The 21060-nt window shown below is 69.2% G+C and carries 13 protein-coding genes; 5 read left to right on the top strand and 8 right to left on the bottom strand.

Translation table 11 applies throughout. The annotated features are described in order from the left end of the window. Window positions 1-81: 81 nt before the first annotated feature. The 5 genes from ACIA8X_RS15805 to ngcE all read right to left on the bottom strand — a co-directional run bounded on the left by ACIA8X_RS15805 (window position 82) and on the right by ngcE (window position 6113). Window positions 82-1182 carry a sugar ABC transporter substrate-binding protein gene (locus ACIA8X_RS15805; RefSeq protein ID WP_393448059.1) on the bottom strand — a complete coding sequence of 367 codons (1101 nt, stop codon included), beginning with the start codon at window positions 1180-1182 and terminating at the stop codon, window positions 82-84. A gap of 133 nt (window positions 1183-1315) precedes the next feature. Then, on the bottom strand, window positions 1316-2515 hold the full coding sequence (locus ACIA8X_RS15800) for an ROK family transcriptional regulator (protein ID WP_003997070.1): 1200 nt from the start codon (window positions 2513-2515) through the stop codon (window positions 1316-1318). A gap of 209 nt (window positions 2516-2724) precedes the next feature. Further along, the gene (locus ACIA8X_RS15795) at window positions 2725-3648 is read right to left on the bottom strand and encodes a carbohydrate ABC transporter permease (RefSeq protein ID WP_393447413.1); all 924 of its coding nucleotides are present in this window, start codon (window positions 3646-3648) and stop codon (window positions 2725-2727) included. A gap of 3 nt (window positions 3649-3651) precedes the next feature. Next, window positions 3652-4578: a carbohydrate ABC transporter permease gene (locus ACIA8X_RS15790; RefSeq protein ID WP_393447411.1), complete on the bottom strand. Its 927-nt coding sequence runs from the start codon at window positions 4576-4578 to the stop codon at window positions 3652-3654. 59 nt (window positions 4579-4637) lie between these two features. Then, entirely contained in the window at window positions 4638-6113 is a 1476-nt protein-coding gene (gene ngcE, locus ACIA8X_RS15785; RefSeq protein WP_393447409.1) for an N-acetylglucosamine/diacetylchitobiose ABC transporter substrate-binding protein, read from the bottom strand. A gap of 353 nt (window positions 6114-6466) precedes the next feature. On the opposite strand from ngcE, the gene ACIA8X_RS15780 reads away from it, so the two are divergent. The 5 genes from ACIA8X_RS15780 to ACIA8X_RS15760 all read left to right on the top strand — a co-directional run bounded on the left by ACIA8X_RS15780 (window position 6467) and on the right by ACIA8X_RS15760 (window position 16716). Beyond that, window positions 6467-10264, top strand: a complete 3798-nt coding sequence (locus tag ACIA8X_RS15780; RefSeq protein WP_399458468.1) for a GH92 family glycosyl hydrolase — start codon at window positions 6467-6469, stop codon at window positions 10262-10264. Window positions 10265-10284: 20 nt separating this feature from the next. Next, window positions 10285-12237 carry an alpha-glucuronidase gene (locus tag ACIA8X_RS15775; RefSeq protein WP_399458467.1) on the top strand — a complete coding sequence of 651 codons (1953 nt, stop codon included), beginning with the start codon at window positions 10285-10287 and terminating at the stop codon, window positions 12235-12237. Window positions 12238-12366: 129 nt separating this feature from the next. Further along, on the top strand, window positions 12367-13938 hold the full coding sequence (locus ACIA8X_RS15770) for a hypothetical protein (protein ID WP_399458466.1): 1572 nt from the start codon (window positions 12367-12369) through the stop codon (window positions 13936-13938). Between the two features lie 142 nt (window positions 13939-14080). Beyond that, entirely contained in the window at window positions 14081-15331 is a 1251-nt protein-coding gene (locus tag ACIA8X_RS15765; protein ID WP_393447401.1) for an AAA family ATPase, read from the top strand. Next, the gene (locus ACIA8X_RS15760; RefSeq protein WP_393447399.1) at window positions 15328-16716 is read left to right on the top strand and encodes a VWA-like domain-containing protein; all 1389 of its coding nucleotides are present in this window, start codon (window positions 15328-15330) and stop codon (window positions 16714-16716) included. The genes ACIA8X_RS15765 and ACIA8X_RS15760 overlap by 4 nt, the downstream gene beginning before the upstream one ends. Here the strand turns inward: ACIA8X_RS15760 and ACIA8X_RS15755 are convergent. From ACIA8X_RS15755 to ACIA8X_RS15745, 3 genes are read right to left on the bottom strand one after another with little or no spacing between them, the layout of a single operon-like run. After that, the gene (locus ACIA8X_RS15755) at window positions 16709-18724 is read right to left on the bottom strand and encodes a beta-galactosidase (RefSeq protein WP_393447397.1); all 2016 of its coding nucleotides are present in this window, start codon (window positions 18722-18724) and stop codon (window positions 16709-16711) included. The genes ACIA8X_RS15760 and ACIA8X_RS15755 overlap by 8 nt on opposite strands. Beyond that, window positions 18721-19407 carry a hypothetical protein gene (locus ACIA8X_RS15750; RefSeq protein ID WP_393447395.1) on the bottom strand — a complete coding sequence of 229 codons (687 nt, stop codon included), beginning with the start codon at window positions 19405-19407 and terminating at the stop codon, window positions 18721-18723. Before ACIA8X_RS15750 ends, ACIA8X_RS15755 begins: the two co-directional genes overlap by 4 nt. Further along, window positions 19404-21059, bottom strand: a complete 1656-nt coding sequence (locus ACIA8X_RS15745) for an extracellular solute-binding protein (protein WP_393447393.1) — start codon at window positions 21057-21059, stop codon at window positions 19404-19406. The genes ACIA8X_RS15750 and ACIA8X_RS15745 overlap by 4 nt, the downstream gene beginning before the upstream one ends. Window position 21060: the final 1 nt, after the last annotated feature.

Below are 21060 nucleotides of genomic sequence, written 5' to 3'. Positions count from 1 at the left end.
GAGGCGCCGGAGGAGTTGGGAGCGGTCATGCCCCGTGCGGGAATTCAAGGACGAATTCCCGCACCTGGAAAGGGACCTGACTCAGCCGATCTTGAGCTCGGTGCACGCGGCCTTGTACTTGCCGGTGCAGATCTCCGCGGCCGTGTAGACGCCGTCCTTGATGACGGTGTCGTTGACGTTGTCCTTGGTCAGCGAGGTGACCGGGACGAGGACCGACGGAACGTCGTTGGCGCTGCCGCTGGAGACCTTGTCCTTGGCGATGGAGTCGAGCGACTTGCCCTGGGCGAGCGCGACGGCCATCTCGGCGGCGGCGGAGGCCTCGGGGGCGTACGGCTTGTAGACGCTCATGTACTGCTCGCCGGTGATGATGCGCTGCACCGCGGCGAGTTCGGCGTCCTGGCCGGTGACCGGGATGTCGCTGAGGCCGGCCGCCTTCAGGGCGGTGATGATGCCGCCCGCCATGCCGTCGTTGGCGGAGTAGACGCCGACGATCTTGTCCTTGCCGAGGGCCGAGATCGCCGCCTCCATGTTGGCGTTGGCGTTCTCCGGCTTCCACTCCTTGGTGTCGTACTCCTTGCCGACCTTCACCTTGCCGTCGAGGGCGGCGTGCGCGCCCTCCTTGAACTGGGCGGCGTTCGGGTCGGTGACGGAGCCGTTCATCATGACGATCTGGCCGTCCTTGGCCTTGTCGCCCAGGGCCGTCAGCAGGGCCTCGCCCTGGGTCTTGCCGACCGACACGTTGTCGAACGAGGTGTAGGCGCTGATCGGGCCCTCGGCCAGGCGGTCGTAGGCGACGACCTTGATGCCCTGGTCCACGGCCTTCTGCACGGAGTTCTTGATCGCCTTGGCGTCGACGGCGTCCAGGATGAGGACGTCCACCTTGTTGGTGATCATGGTGTCGACCTGCTGGGCCTGCAGGTTGGCGTCCTGCTTGGCGTTGTTGTAGTCGACGGTGGCCTTGCCGTTCGTCAGCTCCTTGATCTTCTCCTCGATCAGGGGCCGGTCGAACTTCTCGTAACGCGCGGTCTGGTTCTCCGGGAGCAGGAGGCCGACCTTGATGTTGTCGCCCTTGGCGGCGGAAGCGGTGGAGTCGTTGTCGCCGCCCGCTTCCTCGGCGCTGCCACAGGCAGCCAGTGAGACGGCCATCGCACCTGCGGCAACGGCTACGGCGGCACGACGCATACGCGTGTTCACTTCAGAAACCTCCCTGACGAGGCCGCGTCGTTGCGGCCGAGGTGGCTGGAAGTCAACTCGGCCACACGTGCGACGTCAAGAAGTAAATCCTTAACGGGTTGGCAACGGTGCCATCCGTTCTCTAAGTGAAGGCAGGCGTGGCCGCATGCAGCGTGCTGTCCAAAAGGGTTGAATCGCCCATCTCGCTGAGCGCGAGCGCGAGCGCTCCGAGCACCTCCGCACGGCCGCCAAGTGCCCCGGGAAGAACGGACAGTTGGCGCGCCGCACTGGGAATGGCGTAGCGGCCGACGGACTCCCGGATCGGCCCGAGCACCAGCTCACCGGCCTCGGCGAGATCACCGCCCAGGACCACACGGCTCGGGTTCAGGAGATTGCAGAGATTGGCGACTCCACTGCCGATATGGCGGCCGACGTCGGCGATCACCCGACGGCAGCCCGGGTCTCCGTCCCTGGCCAGCCGCACGACGCCCTCCATGGTGAGGTCGGTGCCGTGACTGGACTGGAGGAGCGGGAGCACATAGCGCGCCGCCGCGAAGGTCTCCAGGCAGCCCCGGTTTCCGCAACGGCAGACCGGGCCGGATTCATCAAGGGTAATATGACCGATTTCTCCCGCTGTGCCGCCCGGCCCCCGGTAGATCTTTCCGCTGATCACCAGACCGGCGCCGACACCGCTGGCGACCTTGATGTACGCCAGGTCCCGCACGCCCCGCCCGCTGCCCCAGACCAGTTCGCCCAGGGCGCCCAGGTTGGCGTCGTTGTCCACGTGCACGGGTACGCCGAGCCGGCCGCGCAGTTCCTCGGCGGGCTTGGTGCCGGTCCAGCCGGGCAGGATGGCGGTCGAGCCGAGGGTGCCGGACTCGACGTCGATCGGGCCGGGCACGCCGAGGCCCACCCCGGCGATCTTGGAGCGGTCGACGCCGGTCGCCGCGATCAGCCGGTTGACCAGCTCTTCGGCCCGGTCGAACCCTTGCGTCGAGGAGGCGTCGACGTCCAGTGGCTCGGACTCCTCGGCCAGCACCTGGTGGGCGAGGTTCCCGACCGCGACGCGCAAATGCGTATGGCCGAAGTCGACCCCTATGACGATGCCGGCGTCCCCGCTCAGCGAGACGCTGCGGGCCCGGCGGCCACCCGCCGACGTGGGCGTGACCTCGACCGTTCCGCCGTCCTTGAGCTCCCGGACGATGTTCGAGACCGTCGCCGCGGACAGACCCGTGGTCCTGGCGATCTCCGCCTGGGTGAGCGATCCGGCCAGCCGGACGGCCCGCACGACCCGCTCCAGGTTGGCTCGGTGCAGCGACGACTGCGACCCCGGAGTCTCCACGACGACCTCCTGCGCGCGGGACCGCTTCGATGAGGCCCCGTCAGTGTCCAACTAGTGAACTCTAAGCTGAGCCGTTCGGGTTGCCTCCCGTCAAGAGGTTGAACCGGATCCGGGTACGTGCACATACGTGTACACGCCGTTCCCGGGACCGGGAACGGCATGCGTACGAACGGTTTCGGAGCGCTACCTCCGGCTGATCGCTCCGCGCTCTATTTCAGCGCCCCCGCCGTCAGCCCGGCGACCACCTGGCGCTGGAAGACGATGTAGGCCGCGAGCACCGGCAGCATCGCCATCACCAGCCCGGCGAAGAGGCCGGACCAGTCGCCCTTGTAGCCCTGGCTGACGGCCAGTTGCACCAGGCCCTGGGTGAGGACCCGCTTGTCCGGATCGGTGTTGAGCACCGTGGGCAGCATGTACTGGTTCCACTGCCCGAGGAAGTTGAAGATGCCGACGCTGATCAGGCCCGGCTTGGCCATCGGCAGCATGATCTGGAAGAACGTACGGGAGTGCGAGGCACCGTCCACGAAGGCCGCCTCGGCCACCGATGTGGGCAGTGTGCGGAAGAACGCCGTGAGGAAGAACACCGTGAACGGCAGCGAGTAGGCGATGTAGACCAGGATCAGGCCGTGGATCGTGTTCAGCAGGCCCATGTTGTTCACGACGTAGAACAGCGGGACCAGCGCGAGCATGATCGGGAAGCTCATGCCGCCGATGAACAGGAAGTAGATGAAGCGGTTGCCCGGGAAGTCGAAACGGGCGAGCACATAGGCCGCCATCGAGCCGAGCACCAGGGTGCCGATCAGCGAACCCCCCACCACCAGGATGGTGTTGAGGAAGTAGTCGCTCATGTGGGCCTCGGTCCACGCCCGCGACCAGTTGGAGAAGTGCAGTTCGTCCGGCAGCGACCAGGGCGAGCTGAAGATGGAGCGGTCGTCCTTGAAGGACGTCATCACCGCCCACAGCAGCGGCATGACGACCATGAACGCCCAGATGACGAGAACGCCGTGCGAGAAGACATTGAGGAGGGTGCCCTCTTTCTTCTCCTTCGCCGGCACATCGGTCGGGGCCCCGGTCTTGGTGACGGTCATACCGGACTCGGCCGGTACGGGAGCGGTGGTCTCGGTCGTCTTCATCTGTCAGAACTCCAGCCGCTCGCGCCGCCCCAGCCGCATCACGACCGCGGCGAAGGCCAGCGTGACGACGAGCAGGGCGACACCGATCGTGGTGGCATAGGCGGCCTGCCCGTCACGGAACGCTTTCTGGTACACGTACAGGACCATGACCGTGGTCGAGTAGTCGGGGCCGCCGGGCCCGGTCGTCATGATGTGTACGACCGCGAAGGACTCGGCGCCGAGGGCGAGGATGCCCATGTAGACCCAGCCGGACTGCACGGTGTCCCACAGCAGCGGCAGGGTGATCCGGAAGAAGGTGCTCGCGCGACCGGCGCCGTCGAGCAGCGCGGCCTCGTACAGATCGGCCGGAATAGAAGCCATGCCGGCCGAGAACAGGACCACGAAGAAGCCGACCGTGGACCAGACGATCACCGCCATCACGGCCCACAGGGCGAGGTTCGGATCGCCCAGCCAGAGCGGCTGGACGCTGTCGAGGCCGACCCCGCGCAGGATCGAGTTGATCGCGCCGCTGTCCGGGTTGTACGCGAAGGCGAACAGCAGCGCGACAATGGCGATCGACAGCACCTGCGGGAAGAAATAGACGATCTTGTAGAACCCGGACCCGCGGACCCCGGTGATCGCCGGGCCGCCTTTTCTGCGCCGTCCGCCCACATTGATCATGAAGGCGAGGAACAGCGCGAAACTCAGCGTCACCAAAGGCAGCAACAACGCAAAGAACAGGCTGTGCTGCAACGACTTCCAGAAGATGTCGTCGTCGAGCATCCTCTCGTAGTTGTCGAAGCCGACCATCTTGAACTCGGGGCTCAGTCCGGTCCAGTCCGTGAACGAGTAATAGATGGACTGGATGAACGGCCAGACGACGAAAAGCGCGTACAGCCCCAGGGGCACCGCGAGGAACCCCACGATGAACCGGTACTTGCCGTGCTGCATGTGCTATCGACCCCGATCTGCGCGCGGGTGCAGCCGCTGGTGACGGATCCGCATGGGACCTACTGGTGCTTGTAGTGCTTGATCGACGTGTCCTTGGCGGTCTCGTCGGCGAAGGCCTGGATCTTCTTGATGGCCTCGGCCGGCGTGAGGCGACCGGCCATCATCTCGCCGAGACCGGACACCCCGATCTTCTCCTTCTGCAGCTGCACGTACCAGTCCTGCAGCCGCGGATTCACCACGTTCTGGCCGGCCTTCTCCAGCGCCGCCACACCGGACTTGAGACCCGGGGTGAGGGTGATGCCGTCGGTGCCGCCGTTGTAGGCGGTCAGCGACTTGACCTTGCTGGTGAAGTTCTTGGAGCTCGCCTCGCTCAGCATGATGCGCAGCTGCTCCATGCCGCCGGCGGTGTTCTTCGCCTTGGCCGGGACGATGAACGGCTCACCGCCGGAGGCCCAGATCGTGCCGAAGGGCAGCTTGTCGGAGCTGTCGATACCGGTCGGCGCGGAGACGGCGAGGTCGAAGTCGGCCGGGATGACCTTCGCCGACTCGTTCTCCACCCAGGAGCCGTTCGGGATGAACAGCGCCTTGCCCTCGGCCCACGCGGTCTGGGACTGGATGTGGTCCAGACCCGGGGTGCCCTTGAGGACGTAGCCCTTCTTGTAGAGCTCGTAGTACGCCTCGAAGCACGCCTTGACCGCCGGGTGCTTCCAGGCGTTCGGCTCCAGGTTGTCGATGGCGTCGAGGACCTCCACGCCGCCGACCTTGCCGATCATCGGGTAGAGCGAGAAGGGGAGGTAGTACGGGTACTTGCCCGCGTACGTCCAGCCCGCCATGCCCTTCTTCTTGGCCTTCGCGCACACGGCGAGCATCTCGTCCCACGTCTCGGGGTACGTGGCGTCGAGCGAGTCCAGGGCCTTCTGCGAGTACCACACGCCGTACACCGTGTAGGCGTAGTACATGATCCAGACCGGGTCGCCGTCGAGCTGGCCCATCTCCACGATGCCGGGGCGCAGGGTGTCGCGGACCTTCTTGTTCGGGTCGTCGTACGACGGGGCGTCCAGCAGCGGTGTGAGGTCGGTGAGCTGGTCCTTGCCGGCCAGGACGCCCATGTCCATCTGCTCGGCGCCGGAGTTGTCGATGAGGTCCGGCGGGGTGCCCTGGTTGAAGCGGGGCTGGAGCGTGGACTGGATCTTCTGGGTGGCGGAGAACTTCACGCTCACCCCGGGGAAGTTCTTCTCGTAGATCTTCACGGCGTCCTCGGCGTACTCCTTGCCGAAGCCGCCGTCGAACAGCACGAACTCCATCTGCGCGGTGTCATTGACGCCGAGCGGGTTCTTCTCGGTCTTCTTGCCTTCCTTGGCCTTGTCTCCGTTGCCGCCTCCGCCGCCGCTGGCACACGCGGACAGAAAGCTCATCGTGGGTACGGAGATCAGGCCGAGCGCGGCGGACCGCTTGATCAGATCGCGGCGTCCGACACCCGCTCCGGTGCCGCCGAAGCCGTTTTTCTCGGGATTCTGGGCAGAAGTGGATCCCATGCTCAAGTCCTCGCCTTCTCCAGGACTCAGGCGGTGAACCGGATCCTCCCCGGCACCGCGGTCGGGTCACGCTGGGTTGTGCAGGAAGTGCGGAATCATGTGAAGTGCCGACAGGTATAGTCCACTTCCCGCCAGCGGAGCAAGATCGAATGCAAGGTTGGCCAGTGGTCTTTTCCGAGTTGAGACCTCACGGAAATATGAGTGGCCTGTGCGTCGCTTGCCCGAAAAATCCGCAGCATAAGCCCCGAATGCCACACCCAACACCCTTGACAATACTTGGCACTTGAGCCACAACTGATCCTTGCGCAGCGAAGTTGACAACGTTGTCCCGTGCGCAGGGAGGGTACCGGCTTATGCAGCACAGAGCTCGGCACAGATGGGGTACGGCGGTCGTGTCGGCGACCGCTTTCGCTTTGACCGTGGGCTCGCAGGGCGCGGCGATCGCCCTGCCCGACGCCCCCGCGGCGGCCGACCGGGAGTTCGCCTCCTCGTTCGAGGCGGACGACCCGGCACCCGACTGGCTCAACACCGTCGACACCGCCCCGGACGGGGGCAAGCGGACCTCGGGCGTCGACGGCGGCTACAGCAGCGGCATCCCGGGCAATGTGACCGACCAGGTCACGGACGTCCGGGCGAGCGGCGAGAACGCCGGCGCGCGTGAGGTGAAGGAGAACCTCGTCGACGTCGAGCCGACCACCAAGTGGCTGACGTTCGCCCCCACCGGCTGGGTGGAGTTCGACCTGGCCGCACCGGTCAAGGTGGTCACCTACGCGCTCACGTCGGCCAACGACCACGACGAGCGCAATCCGCGGGACTGGACCCTGCAGGGCTCCACGGACGGCACGAACTGGACCACCCTGGACACCCGCACCGGCGAGTCCTTCGCCGAGCCGTTCCAGACCAAGACGTACGACATCGCCGAGCCGGCCGAGTACCGGCACTTCCGGCTGGAGATCTCCAAGAACAACGGCGGCGACATCCTCCAGCTCGCCGACGTCCAGTTCTCCAAGGGCGGCGGCGCCAACCCGATACCTGAGGACATGCTCTCGCTGGTCGACAAGGGCCCCAGCGGCTCGCCGACGGCGAAGGCGGGCGCGGGCTTCACCGGCAAGCGGGCCCTGCGCTACGCCGGCCGGCACACCGCCGACGCCCGGGCCTACTCGTACAACAAGGTCTTCGACGTCGATGTGGCCGTGGGACGCGACACCCAGCTGTCGTACCGGATCTTCCCGTCGATGGCCGACCGCGACCGGGACTATGACGCCACGAACGTCTCCGTCGACCTCGCCTTCACGGACGGGACGTATCTGAGCGACCTGAAGGCGACCGACCAGCACGGGTTCGCGTTGACCCCGCAGGGGCAGGGGGCGGCCAAGGTCCTCTACGTCAACCAGTGGAACAACGTGGCCTCGCGGATCGGGTCGGTCGCGGCCGGCAAGACCGTCGACCGGATCCTGGTGGCGTACGACTCCCCCAAGGGCCCGGCGAAGTTCCGGGGCTGGCTGGACGACGTGGCGCTGAAGGCCGTACCGCGGGAGAAGCCGAAGGCGCATCTGTCCGACTATGCGGTGACGACCCGCGGCACCAACTCCAGCGGCGGCTTCTCGCGCGGCAACAACTTCCCCGCGACGGCGGTGCCGCACGGATTCAACTTCTGGACCCCGGTGACCAACGCGGGCTCGCTGAGCTGGCTGTACGACTACGCGCGGGCCAACAACGACGACAACCTGCCGACGATCCAGGCGTTCAGCGCGAGCCATGAGCCCAGCCCCTGGATGGGCGACCGGCAGACCTTCCAGGTGATGCCGTCCGCCGCGTCCGGCACGCCCGATCTGGGCCGTGAGGCACGGCAGCTGGCCTTCCGGCACGAGAACGAGACGGCACGGCCGTACTACTACGGTGTGCGTTTCGAGAACGGCCTCAAGGCGGAGATGACGCCGACCGACCACGCGGCCGTCCTGCGCTTCACCTACCCCGGCGACGACGCGAGCGTGCTCTTCGACAACGTCACCGACCAGGCGGGGCTGACCCTCGACAAGGAGAGCGGGACGTTCAGCGGCTACTCCGACGTGAAGTCGGGGCTGTCGACGGGGGCGACCCGGCTGTTCGTGTACGGCGTGTTCGACGCGCCGGTGGAAGAGGGGTCGTCGAGCGGGGTCAAGGGCCATCTGCGGTTCAAGCCCGAGAACAAGTCCGTCACGCTGCGGATCGCCACCTCGCTCATCAGCCTCGACCAGGCGAAGGACAATCTGCGCCAGGAGATCCCGGACGGCACCTCCTTCGACACGGTGAGGAACCGGGCCCAGCGCGCCTGGGACAAGCTGCTCGGCAAGGTCGAGGTCGAGGGCGCCACGCCGGATCAGCTGACCACGCTGTACTCCAGCCTGTACCGGCTGTACCTGTACCCCAACTCCGGTTTCGAGAAGGTCGGTTCGACGTACCGGTACGCCTCTCCGTTCTCGCCGATGACGGGTCCGGACACCCCGACGCACACCGGCGCGAAGATCGTCGACGGCAAGGTGTACGTCAACAACGGTTTCTGGGACACGTATCGGACCACGTGGCCGGCCTACTCGTTCCTGACCCCTCGTCAGGCCGGTGAGATGGTCGACGGGTTCGTGCAGCAGTACAAGGACGGCGGCTGGACATCGCGCTGGTCGTCGCCCGGATACGCGGACCTGATGACGGGCACCTCGTCGGACGTCGCGTTCGCGGACGCGTACGTCAAGGGCGTCGACTTCGACGCGAAGTCGGCGTACGACGCGGCCGTGAAGAACGCGACCGTGGTGCCCCCGTCGTCCGGCGTGGGCCGCAAGGGCATGGAGACCTCGCCGTTCCTCGGCTACACCAGCACCGAGACCCACGAGGGCCTGTCCTGGGCGCTGGAGGGCTACCTCAACGACTACGGCATCGCGCGGATGGGCCGGAAGCTGTACGAGGAGACCGGCGAGAAGCGGTACAAGGAGGAGTCGGCGTACTTCCTCAACCGTGCCCAGGACTATGTGAACCTGTTCGACTCCAAGGCCGGCTTCTTCCAGGGCCGCGACGCCAAGGGCGACTGGCGCGTCGAGTCGTCCAAGTACGACCCGCGCGTGTGGGGGTACGACTACACCGAGACCAACGGCTGGGGTTACGCCTTCACCGCCCCGCAGGACAGCCGCGGCCTCGCCAACCTCTACGGCGGCCGCGGCGGGCTCGCGGACAAGCTCGACGAGTACCTCGCCACCCCCGAGACGGCCTCGCCCGACTTCATCGGCTCGTACCCCGGTGTCATCCACGAGATGACGGAGGCGCGGGACGTGCGGATGGGCATGTACGGGCACTCCAACCAGGTCGCCCACCACGCCCTGTACATGTACGACGCGGCCGGACAGCCGTGGAAGACACAGGCGAGCGTCCGTGAGGTGCTGTCGCGGCTGTACACCGGCAGCGAGATCGGGCAGGGCTACCACGGCGACGAGGACAACGGCGAGCAGTCGGCGTGGTTCCTCTTCTCCGCGCTGGGCTTCTATCCGCTGGTGATGGGCAGTGGCGAGTACGCCGTCGGATCGCCCCTGTTCACCAAGGCGACGGTCCATCTGGAGAACGGCCGTGAACTGGTCGTCAAGGCGCCGAAGAACACTGCCCGCAATGTGTATGTGCAGGGGCTGAAGGTCAACGGCGTTCCGTGGAAGTCGACTTCGCTCCCCCACTCGCTGATCGCGAAGGGCGGTGTCCTGGAGTTCGACATGGGTGCGCGGCCCTCGTCCTGGGGCACCGGCAAGAACGCGGCGCCCGTGTCGATCACCAAGGACGACGAGGTGCCGGTCCCGAGGGCGGACGTCCTGGAGGGTGACGGGGCACTGTTCGACAACACCTCGGCGACCCAGGCGAGTGTCACTTCGGTGGATCTGCCGGTGTCCGAAGGCGCCAAGGGCGTGCAGTACACCCTGACCTCGCCGTCGGACCGGACGCAGGCGCCGACCGGCTGGAAGCTCCAGGGGTCGAAGGACGGCACGACGTGGCGGACCCTCGACGAGCGCTCCGGGCAGTCCTTCGCATGGGACCGCCAGACACGGGCGTTCTCCGTGGGGTCCCCGGGTACGTACGGGAAGTACCGCCTGGTGTTCGACGGCGAGGCGGTGGTGTCGGAAGTCGAACTGCTCGCCTGAGCGGACGCGTTGGGGGTCTCATGCAGGGTGTCGATCTGCCCGTCGATCCGGCCTGGCTGCCGGACGAGGCGTTCCGGCCGATCGGCACCCGGCGGACCCTGATCCGTGGTTCGGGTCCGCTGGTGGACACGGTGCACGGAGAAGTGGCCCAGGCCTGCGTACGGTTCGGGGGGAGCGTCTCGCGCGACGAGTCCCCCGAACCGTGCGACCTGGTCCTGGAGCTGACCGGGACCGACGGCGGCGAGGCGTTCACCTTCCAGCGCGGTGGCGGCGTGACGACCGTCACCGCGTCCGGCGGTTCGGGGCTGCTGTACGGCCTCTTCCACGTCGTACGCCTCGGGAACGCGGCCTTCCAGGGCTCGTCCGCACCTGAGGAGCACCGGCCCGCGTCGGCGCTGCGCATGCTCGACCACTGGGACAACGTGGCCGTGCACCCGGTGATGGGCCAGGTGGAACGCGGGTACGCCGGCGGGTCGCTGTTCTGGGCGGACGGCCGGGCGCGCGGTGAGCTGCTGGGGCGGGTACGGGCGTACGGCAGGCTGCTGGCTGCGTGCGGGATCAACGCGCTGGCCGTGAACAACGTCAACGTGCACGAGGCCGAGGCGCGACTGCTCACCGACCGGATCGGCTGGGTCGCCGAGATCGCGGACGCGCTGCGGCCGTACGGCATCCGCACCCATCTGTCGGTCACCTTCGCCGCGCCGATGGTGCTCGGCGGGCTGCCGTCCGCCGATCCGCTGGACGCGGCGGTGCGGGAGTGGTGGGCGGGGGCGAGCGCGCGGGTGTACGAGGCGATCCCCGACTTCGGCGGGTTCGTCGTGAAGGCCGACTCCGAGGGGCAGCCGGGGCCGTTCGCGTACGGCCGCAGCCACGCGGACGGCGCGAACATGCTGGCCGCCGCGCTGGAGCCGTACGGCGGGACTGTGCACTGGCGGGCGTTCGTCTACGACCACCGCCAGGACTGGCGGGACCGGACGACGGACCGGGCGCGGGCCGCGTACGACCATTTCGTGCCGCTGGACGGGCAGTTCGCGGCGAACGCGGTCCTCCAGGTCAAGCACGGTCCGATGGACTTCCAGGTGCGTGAGCCGGTCTCGCCGCTGATCGGCGCGATGCCGCGGACCCGGCTGGCGGTGGAGGTGCAGGCCACGCAGGAGTACACCGGGCAGCAGCGGCATGTGTGCTGGCTGGGGCCGATGTGGAGCGAGGTGCTGCGGTTCCGGCCCGACGGGGTGCCGGTGGCGGACCTGGCCGACGCCATGGTCGCCGTGTCCAACGTCGGCGACGACCCGTTCTGGACCGGGCATCCCCTCGCCCAGGCGAACCTGTACACCTTCGGGCGGCTCGCCTGGCAGCCGGACGCGGATCCGGGCCCGATCCTCGACGAGTGGATCCGGCTCACCTTCGGCAGCGGTCCGGCGGCGGGGTTGCGCGCGGTGCTGGCGGGTTCGTGGCGGACGTACGAGAAGTACACCGCGCCCCTCGGGGTGGGCTGGATGGTGCAGCCCGGCCACCACTACGGCCCGAGCGTCGACGGCTACGAGTACAGCCCCTGGGGCACCTACCACTTCGCCGACCGCGACGGCATCGGCGTCGACCGCAGCGTGGCGACCGGCACCGGGTACGCGGGGCAGTACGCCAAGGCGTGGGCCGAGGTGTACGAGTCGCCGGACACCTGCCCCGACGAGCTGCTGCTGTTCTTCCACCACGTGTCGTACGAGCACGTGCTGCGGAGTGGGAAGACGGTGATCCAGCACATATACGACACGCACTTCGAAGGCGTGGAGGAGGTGGAGGCGGCCCAGCGGGTGTGGGCCTCGCTGGTGGACGTCGTCGACGCGGAGCGCCACGCGCGGGTGGCGGAGCGGTACGAGGAGCAGCTCCGCAGCGCCCGCGAGTGGCGGGATCAGGTGAACAGCTACTTCTTCCGCAAGTCAGGTGTGGCCGACGCACACGGGCGTCGCATCCACTGAATCGGGACTGATGAATCGGGACTGATGAATCGGGACTGACAGATCGCGATCGCGGTGCTTATGATGCCGAACGATGAAGAACTTCTCCTCGTACCGATTGGGGGACTCGTTCGCGCAAGGTGAGTGCTGATGGCACATCACTTCGCGAACGGGATTCCGGCCCATTTGTCGATGTGGCAGCGGGTACGCGAGTACGCCGTGCCACTGTCCATGATCGAGACCGCGACCGCACGGCGTGCGGTCGGTGACTGGGCGGGGGCCTGCGCCGCCGCCCGGATCGACCTCGACCTCGATCTGCGCGCCGTGCGCAACCGCCACGGCACCGATCTCGTCACCCGCCTTCGGGCAGATCTGCGTCGGCTGGCACCTGATCTGCTCCGCTGGCACATGCCCCGGATCGCCCCCGACGGGCGGCTCCGTCCGGGCCTCACCGTCTCCCTGGCCCGATACCGGGTTCCCGGTGCCACTCCGCTGCAGCTGGTGGTGCGGACACCGCCGGCCTGGGCGGACGCCGGACAGCGGATGGCGCTGTCCCTGTGGGAGGAGTCCGGGGACAGAGCCCCCGGCCACCATCCGCACCCACACCCGCACCCCGACCGGCGTTTCCGGCTCGACCTGCACCGGCATCTCTGGGACTCCGGGCAGAGCGGCGAACTGGCGCGACGGTGCGGGGCGCGTTCCTCGGCGCCGCCCGACCTGCCCGATCACCTCAACTCCTCTTGGGCGGTGGCCAGTTGGGCCGCCGAGGCGGAGTCGCTGTTGCGGGCCGAGGGTTGTCCCCGCGGTGCCTTCACGGTGCGGCTCGGTGCGCGGAACCGCGCCGTGCTCGAACTCGTGGCGCCCGACGACAGCCATGCCCCGACGTTCCGTCCAGTGCGGGAGGCGCTGCCGCCGCAGGAGGTCGCGGCGCTTCCGGTGCTGCCGGAGGCGGCGGCCCGGGCCCTTCCGGATCTGGAGCTGTTGCGGGTCGGGCTGGTGACGGCCGACCGGCTGCATCCGCTGGTCGCGGCCGCGTTGACGGCGTGCGGGTCGGTGGCCGCGACCGGCTCGATGACGGGGCGTGGCTCGGCGACGGCGACCGGCTCGATGACCGCGTATGGCTCGATGACCGCGTATCGCTCGAAGACGGCGACCGGCACCGTGGCGGCGCCCGGCGCGGAACGCGCGGTCGGCACCGTCCCGGAGCCCAGCGATCCGCGTCGGGTGGAGTGCCGGGGCGAGGTCCATCGGATCGCGCTGCGGGACGGGGTGCTGACCGCGGTCGATCACGACCCGGCCCAACTGCGCCGCGAGGAGCTGCTGGTGTCGCTCGGCGGGCCGCCGTTGCCCTGTCTGCGGGCGATCGATGCGGTGCACCGCAACCCGGAGGCGCTGCCGGCGGTCCGGGAGCGGCTCGGCCACGGTGATGTCGCCGGGGCGCTGGCCGTGGTCGAGGGGCTGCTCGGTCCCGCCGCGGTCCTGCGCGACGGGCCGCTCCGGGAGGAGCTGGAGTCGGCCGCGGTCCGCCGCATCGACCACGGGCTCTACCGCTCGGGTCTGACCGACGTACACCCCGATGCCGTTACGGCCGGCGGCTCAGACGTATCGGGCACAGGCCGCGCGCAGGCGGGTCACCGGCCGCGGCTCGACCGCCGTACGCCTCCCGTGCTGTGGCGCAAGCGGAGCAGTCGGGCCCGGCCCCGTACCGGTCAGGCCTGCTGACCGGGCGAGCGTCCGGCGCCCAAGTCCCGCGCCCGCAGAGCGCGTTCCACTCCACGCTCCTTTCCGCATTCCTTTTCCGCATTCCTTTTGACGACTTCCGGAACGGTCTGTCCCGTTCCCTGACCTCCCCCAGGTGATGCCCATGACTTCCAGTACCCTCCTGCCCGCCGCCCCCTTCGGGACCGCCACCCAACTCACCCTCGCTGACGATCTCCTGACGATCCTTCGGACGACCACCACCGAACCGCGCCCCGACGACCAGCTCGAAGCGCTCACCCTGGCCGTCGCGGCCGATCTGCCCGTGCTGCTCTGGGGCGAGCCGGGCATCGGCAAGACCGCGGCCCTGACACAGCTCGCCGACTCCCTGGACCTGCCGCTGACGACCGTGATCGCCAGCGTGCACGAGCCGACCGACTTCTCCGGGCTTCCCATCGTGGGCGAGGACCCGGCGGTGCGTGGCGTGCCGATGGCACCGCCGCAGTGGGCCGTGGAGCTCGTACGGGCCGGGCGGGGGCTGCTCTTCCTGGACGAGCTGTCCACCGCCACTCCGGCCGTGCAGGCCGCGCTGCTCCGGGTCGTCCTGGAACGCAGGGTCGGTGCGCTGCAACTGCCGCCGGGGGTGCGGATCGTGGCGGCCGCCAATCCGCGCGCGTCGGCGGCGGACGGGTGGGAGCTGAGTCCGCCGCTGGCCAACCGGTTCGTGCATCTGTACTGGGTGCACGACCAGGACGTGGTGGTGCGGGGCCTCGGCGGGGTCTGGCCAAGGGCCGAGCTGCCCCGCCTGGAGCCGGAGCGGCTGGCGGAGGCGGTGGCCTTCGCACGGCGCGCGGTCTGCGGGTTCCTGAAAGTCCGGCCGACGCTGATCCACCGGCTGCCGAGCACCGAGACGCGGCGCGGTGGCGCCTGGCCCTCGCCCCGGAGCTGGGAGACCGCATTGACCCTGCTGGCCTTCGGCACGGCGGCCTCCGTCTCGCGGGACGTTCTGGCTCTGCTGGTGCGGGGCGCGGTGGGAGACGGACCGGGGCTCGAACTCCTCGCCCATCTGGACCGGATGGACCTGCCGGACCCGGAGTCGCTCCTGGCCGATCCGGCCGCCGCCGAGCTTCCGGCGCGGGGCGATCTGCGTCAGGCCGCGCTGGAGGCGGTGGTGGCCGCCGTCGGGGCGCGGCCGGAACGGGAGCGGTGGGAGGCGGGCTGGGCGGTGCTGGTCCGTGCGCTGGAGACCGGCGCTCCGGATCTGCTCGTCGCCCCCGCCACGACGCTGGCCGCGCTGCGACGCGACGACTGGGAGGTGCCGGAGGCGGTGGAACGGCTGGCCACGGTCGTCGGTCTCGCCGAGCGCGCGGACCGGTCGGTGGAGCGGGCCGGGCGGGCCGAGGGGGCGCGCCGATGACCGGGCCCCTGAAGCACACCGAGGCGGGGCGAGCCCAGGGCAGTGCCCCGATGACCGGGAGGCGCCCGCTGCCGCGCCCGATGGCCCCGCCTCCGCCGCCGCGCCCGGTACGGGCGACCGTGCCGGGACCACCGGCCGGTCGCGACGCGCCGGACAATCCGCCCGGACTCCCGCTGGACAGGGAGAAGTTGCTGTCCGCCCGGCTGCACGCGGTCAAGGTCCGCCCGTACCTCGCTGTCGCGCTGTTCGCGCTGTCGGTGGTGGAGGACCGGTCGATACCGACCATGGCGGTCGACGCGCACTGGCGCTGCTACGTCTCCCCCGGCTTCGTGGCGCGCACCCCGGTCGAGGAGCTGGCGGGCGTCTGGGTGCACGAGGTGTCCCATCTGCTCCGGGACCATCATGGGCGGGGGGAGCGGTACGCGCGCGAGCACGAGGAGTACGGGCCGGGCGAGAGGCTGCGACGGAACATCGCCGCCGACTTCGAGATCAACGACGACATCTACGGCGACGGTCTGCCCCGGCCCACCGGGGCGGTGCTTCCGTCGCTGCTGCGGCTGCCCGACGGACTGCTGATGGAGGAGTACCTGCGGAGGGCGTCGATGTCCGGGCTCGCCGCGGACCTGGCCTGGCTGGACTGTGGCAGCGGTGCCGACGGACAGGTCCGGCCGTGGGAGCTGGGGCCGGACGGGTCACACGGGCTGACCAGGCAGCAGCGGGACGCGGTGCGCTTCCGGGTCGCCGAGGGGATCAAGGGCCGACCGGGCGAGGCTCCGGATGGGTGGCGGCGATGGGCGGACGAGGCGTTCCATCCGCCGCAGCCGTGGCGGCAGCTGCTGGGGGCGGCCGTACGCTCGGCGGCGGGCGCGCCAGGGGTGGGCGAGAACCACAGCTACCGGCGTCCGTCCCGGCGCTCGGCCGGTGTCCCCGGCGTACTGCTGCCGAGCCTGCGGCGTACGCCGCCCCGGGTCTGCGTCGTGATCGACACGTCCGGGTCGGTGAGCGACGCCGAACTGGGCAGCGCCCTGCTGGAGGTGGCGGCCATCTCACGCGCGGTGGGCGGGCGGCGCGACCTGGTGTCGGTGATCTCCTGCGACGCGGCGGCGGGAGTGGCCGTCCCGCTCTGCCGCGCCGAGAACATCGAGCTGGTCGGCGGCGGGGGAACGGATCTGCGCTCCGGTTTCGCCCGGGCGCTCCGCTCCCGGCACCGCCCGGACGTGATCGTCGCTCTCACTGACGGTCAGACACCATGGCCCTCCGCGCAGCCGCCCTGCCGCACCGTCGTCGGTCTCTTCCCCCGGGTCGGCGGCACCGTCGACGAGAGCGATCCGGACTACGTCCCGGACACCCCGCCGTCCTGGGCACGTGTCGTCACCATCAACTGAGAAGGCTCAGGACCGCCACCCCGAGCGGGTCGAGGGTCAGGGGCTCGCCCTCCTGCGTCCGTTTGCCGGTCAGCAGGTCGGTGGCGGTGGTGTGGGCGGTCAGGTGGGCCGGTTCGGGGGCGTGGTTGAGGAGGAAGAGGAGGCGGGTGCCGTCGGGGGCGATCCGGGTCGCGGTCTCCACGGTCGGGTTGTCGGCGTAGGGGCCGAGCAGCTCGTGGCGGGCGAGGATACGGCGGACCACCCGGTCGACGCCGGGCTGGGCGAGGGCGGTGGCGACGTACCATGCCTCGCCGTCGCCGTACGCGTGCCGGGTCACGGCCGGGGTGCCGGCATAGAAGTCGCCGCCATACGTGGCGATCGGCTCGGCGCCGCGCGGCTGGACGATCTCGAAGACGAGGTGCGCCTCTGTCTGAAGTTCGGGAATGTGCTGGGCGAACTCCGGTTGCCGCGAGTCCCACTCGTCGACCCGCACGCCCATCAGGGGAGCCAGCGGTCCCGGGACGTCCGTCAGGAACGCACGGTCGTGTTCGTCGCCGCGGCCCGAGAGGAAGGTCGCCACAACCGTGCCGCCGCGTGCGGCGACCGCTTCGAGGCGCTCGGCGAGGTCGCCCTTGACCAGGTGAAGAACGGGGGCCAGAACCACGTCGTACGAGGTCAGGTCGGCGGTCTGGCGGACGACGTCCACGTCGGCTCCGGCCTCGCGGGCGGCGCGGTAGTAGGCGTGGACCACCTCCTGGTACTTGACCAGCCGGGAAGGGCCGTCGGAGATCTCCAGGGCCCACCAGCTGTCCCAGTCGAAGATCAGCGCGGTACGGGCCGGGGTGCGGGCGCCGAGGGTCGCGTCTCCGAGGCTCTCCAACTCCCTTCCCAGATCGGCCACTTCACGGAAGACCCGGGTGTCGTCCCGGCCCGCGTGCCCGATGACCGCGCCGTGGTACTTCTCGCAGGCGCCGCGGGATGCGCGCATCTGGAAGTAGAGGGCCGCGTCGGCGCCGTGGGCGACTGCCTGGAAGGTGGCGAGGCGGAGTTCGCCGGGGCGGCGCAGGGGGTTGACGTCACGGCAGGCCGTCGTGGACGGGGTCTGCTCCATCAGCCAGAAGGGGGCGCCGTCCTTGAGGCCGCGCATCAGGTCGTGGGCGAGGGCGGGCCAGGTGGGCGGGGCGTCGAGGGGCGGGTAGCTGTCCCAGGAGGCGAAGTCGAGGTGGGGCGCCCAGCGGTGGTAGTCGAGGGGGCGAAACATACCCATGAAGTTGGTGGTGACGGGCGTGTCCGGGTCATGGGCGCGGATCACCTCCTTCTCGGCGAGGAAGCAGCCGAGGAGGGCGTCGGTGGTGAAGCGGAAGTAGTCCAGGGTGATGCCCTGGAACGCGGTGTGATCGGGACCGCGCCAGTGCTCGGTGAGGGCGCTGGGGGGCTCGATCTCGCCGAAGTCGGTGAAGCGGTGGGACCAGAAGGTCGTCCACCAGGCGTCGTTGAGGGCGTCGAGGCCGCCGTACTTGTCCTGGAGCCAGGCCCGGAACGCCTCGGCGCACAGGTCGCAGTAACAGGCGCCTCCGTACTCGTTGTTGATGTGCCAGGCGAGGAGCGCCGGGTGGTCCGCGTAGCGTTCGGCGAGGCGGTCCGCCATGGCCGTGGCGTGCTCGCGGTACGCCGGTGAGCTGGGGCAGAAGTTGTGGCGCTGGCCGTAGCGGTGACGGCGGCCCTCGAAGTCGGTGCGGTTGACCTCGGGGTGTCTCCTGGCCAGCCAGGGCGGGAGGGCCGCGGTGCCGGTGGCCAGGCAGACCTGGCGGTTCTCGGCGGCGGCGCGGTCGAGGATGCGGTCGAGGGTCGTGAAGTCGTAGGTGTCGGGGGCGGGTTGGGTGAGGGCCCAGGTGAAGACACCGACGGTGAGGGTGTCGATGCGGGCCCGGGTGAACAGGCGGTGGTCCTCGTCCCAGACCGGATGCGGCCACTGCTCGGGGTTGTAGTCGCCGCCGTACGGGATCCTCGGGGTGCGCGGCGCCGTCATGCGGTGAAGTCCTCCTGGGTCTCGGCGATCACCGGGCGGCTGCTGTGCAGCAGGGAGAGCAGCAGCGGGGCGGCCAGCAGGGCGGGCAGGGCCTCGGTCAGCAGGGCGGTCGACGCGGCCACCAGCAGGAGCAGGGAGGCTGCGGCGAGGGTGGCGCGGGCGTGCCGGACGAGGAAGTACGCGGCGAGGCGGGCGGTGTCGCGGGTGCGGAACGTGAACAGCGAGGTGAGGACCAGCGCGTGCGCGCCCCACAGCAGCGAGCCGGCGCCGATCACGCCGAGCAGCACCGCCCACCAGCCGGGCAGACCGGTGGCGGAGAAGTGGGTGAGGGTGAAGGCGATGACGGTCAGCCAGGCGAGCAGGGGCGTCCAGAGCTTCAGCGCCGGGAGGGCGTTGAGCCGCCAGCCGCGTGCGTAGGTGCGCGCCGGGTGCAGGTCCGTGAGGTCGCGGGTGCGGTGGTGCAGGGCGTACAGGGCGGCGGACAGGGCCGGGCCGAGCGGCAGCAGGCATACGGCGGCCAGCGGCAGGTTGGCCGGGTCGGGGCCGAGGAGGAGCAGGCCGGCGAGACCGGGCGATGCGGCGAGAAGCAGCAGGGCCTCGACGGTGACCAGGGTGTGGATCAGGCCGGCGGCGCGGGAGAGGACCCCGGTGCCGAAGGCGGCTGTAGGTGCGCCGCCGCTCACCCGTTCTCCTTCTTGAAGCGTTCGTATGCCTTGTTGTGCAGGTCGACCAGTTGGTCCATGTTCTTGGCCTTCAACTCGGCGACGTAGGCGTCCCATTCGGACATCGGGCGCTTGCCGAGGACGAACTTGAGGGTGTTCTGGATGGCGTGGTCCTTGAGCGGGGTGTCCCAGAGCGTCGCCTGTTCCTGCTCCATGGACTGCAGCGGGTGCGCCGGGTCGATCGGCAGCTCTTCGCGCTGGGACATGGCGTCCTGGAACTTCTGCTCGTCCGGGCTGAAGTTGGAGGAGACGAGGGCCCAGCTGCCGCCGTAGGTGAAGACGCCGTTGAAGAAGCCGTAGTCCTTCTGGAGGTCCTTCGGGGCGTCCGGGTCGGAGCCCATGAGAGAGATGCCGGGCTTCAGCTCGTAAGTGTCGCCGGACTTGGTGTAAGTGACGCCCTCGATGCCCCACTTGCAGAACTGCTGGCCCTCGTCGGAGTACCAGAGCCAGTCCACGAACTGCATCATCGCCACGAAGGTGTCGCTCTTGAGGGCGTTGCTGGAGATCATGACGCCGTTCTCCAGGCGGGTACCGCCCAGGACCACCCGGCCCGCCGGGCCGAGGGGCACCGGGACCATCTCGATCTTCGCGCCCTTGACCTGCTTCTGAAGGTTGTAGCGGTAGTTCTGCACCAGCTCCTGCGGATTCGCGCTGATCACATACGACTTCTCGGCCAGCAGCTTCTGCACCGCCTGGTCGTCCTGCTGCGTGAAGCTCTCCGGGTCCAGCAGCTTCTCGGCGACCAGCTTCCTCAGGTACTCGACCATCTGGCGGTAGCTGTCCGTCGTGGCGTTGAAGACGAACTTCCCCGCCTTGGTGTCGAAGGTGAGGTTGTTGTAGGTCCAGCCCGCCTTCACCCCGTAGGACTGGCCGAGGTAACTGAACAGCGCGCCGCACGGGAAGGGGGTGTTGGTGCTCCAGCGGTCGGTCCAGGGGTATTTGTCGGGGTACTCGGTCTTGAGTGCCTTCAGGACGTCGTACACCTCGTCCCAGCTGGTGGGCAGGGTCAGGCCGTGCTTGTCGAGGACATCCGTGCGGAAGGACAGCGAATAACCGGACTTGGCCTTCTCGTGCAGGCCGGGCAGCAGGTAGTAGTTGCCGTCGGACTGGCGTATGGAGTCGAGCTCGGGCTCCAGCCTCCATCTCTTGACCTTGTCCTGGAAGTTGGGCATGAGGTGCACGTAGTCGCTGACCGCGAGGATCGCGCCGGACGACACGAACGCGACCTCGGAGGGGTGGTACGTCTTGGGGATCAGGAAGGGGGCGTCGCCCGCGCCGATGAGGACGCTGCGCTTCTTCTCGTAGTCCGCCAGCGGGACGTCGAGGGGCTTGATGGTGATGCCGGTGCGCTTGGTGACCTCCTTCCAGAACAGCCAGCCGCTCTTCATCGGGTAGACCGGGTTGTTGTTGTGCAGCATCGAGAAGGAGAGCGGCTTCGCCGCCTTGAACTGCTGGCCGGTGCGGTACTCCTTCATCGCGCCGTTCTGCTTCTTCGACAGGTCCTTGGGGTCGCCTCCGTCGTCGCCGCTGCCGCAGGCGGTGAGGGTGGCGAGGCCGATGAATCCTGCGGCGGCGAGGATCTGACGCCGCGACAGATGTCCTGTGTTCTTCACG

Source organism: Streptomyces sp. NPDC051738 (assembly GCF_044453205.1).
GTDB lineage: Bacteria > Actinomycetota > Actinomycetes > Streptomycetales > Streptomycetaceae > Streptomyces.
This window is presented reverse-complemented; position numbering and strand designations above follow the sequence as displayed.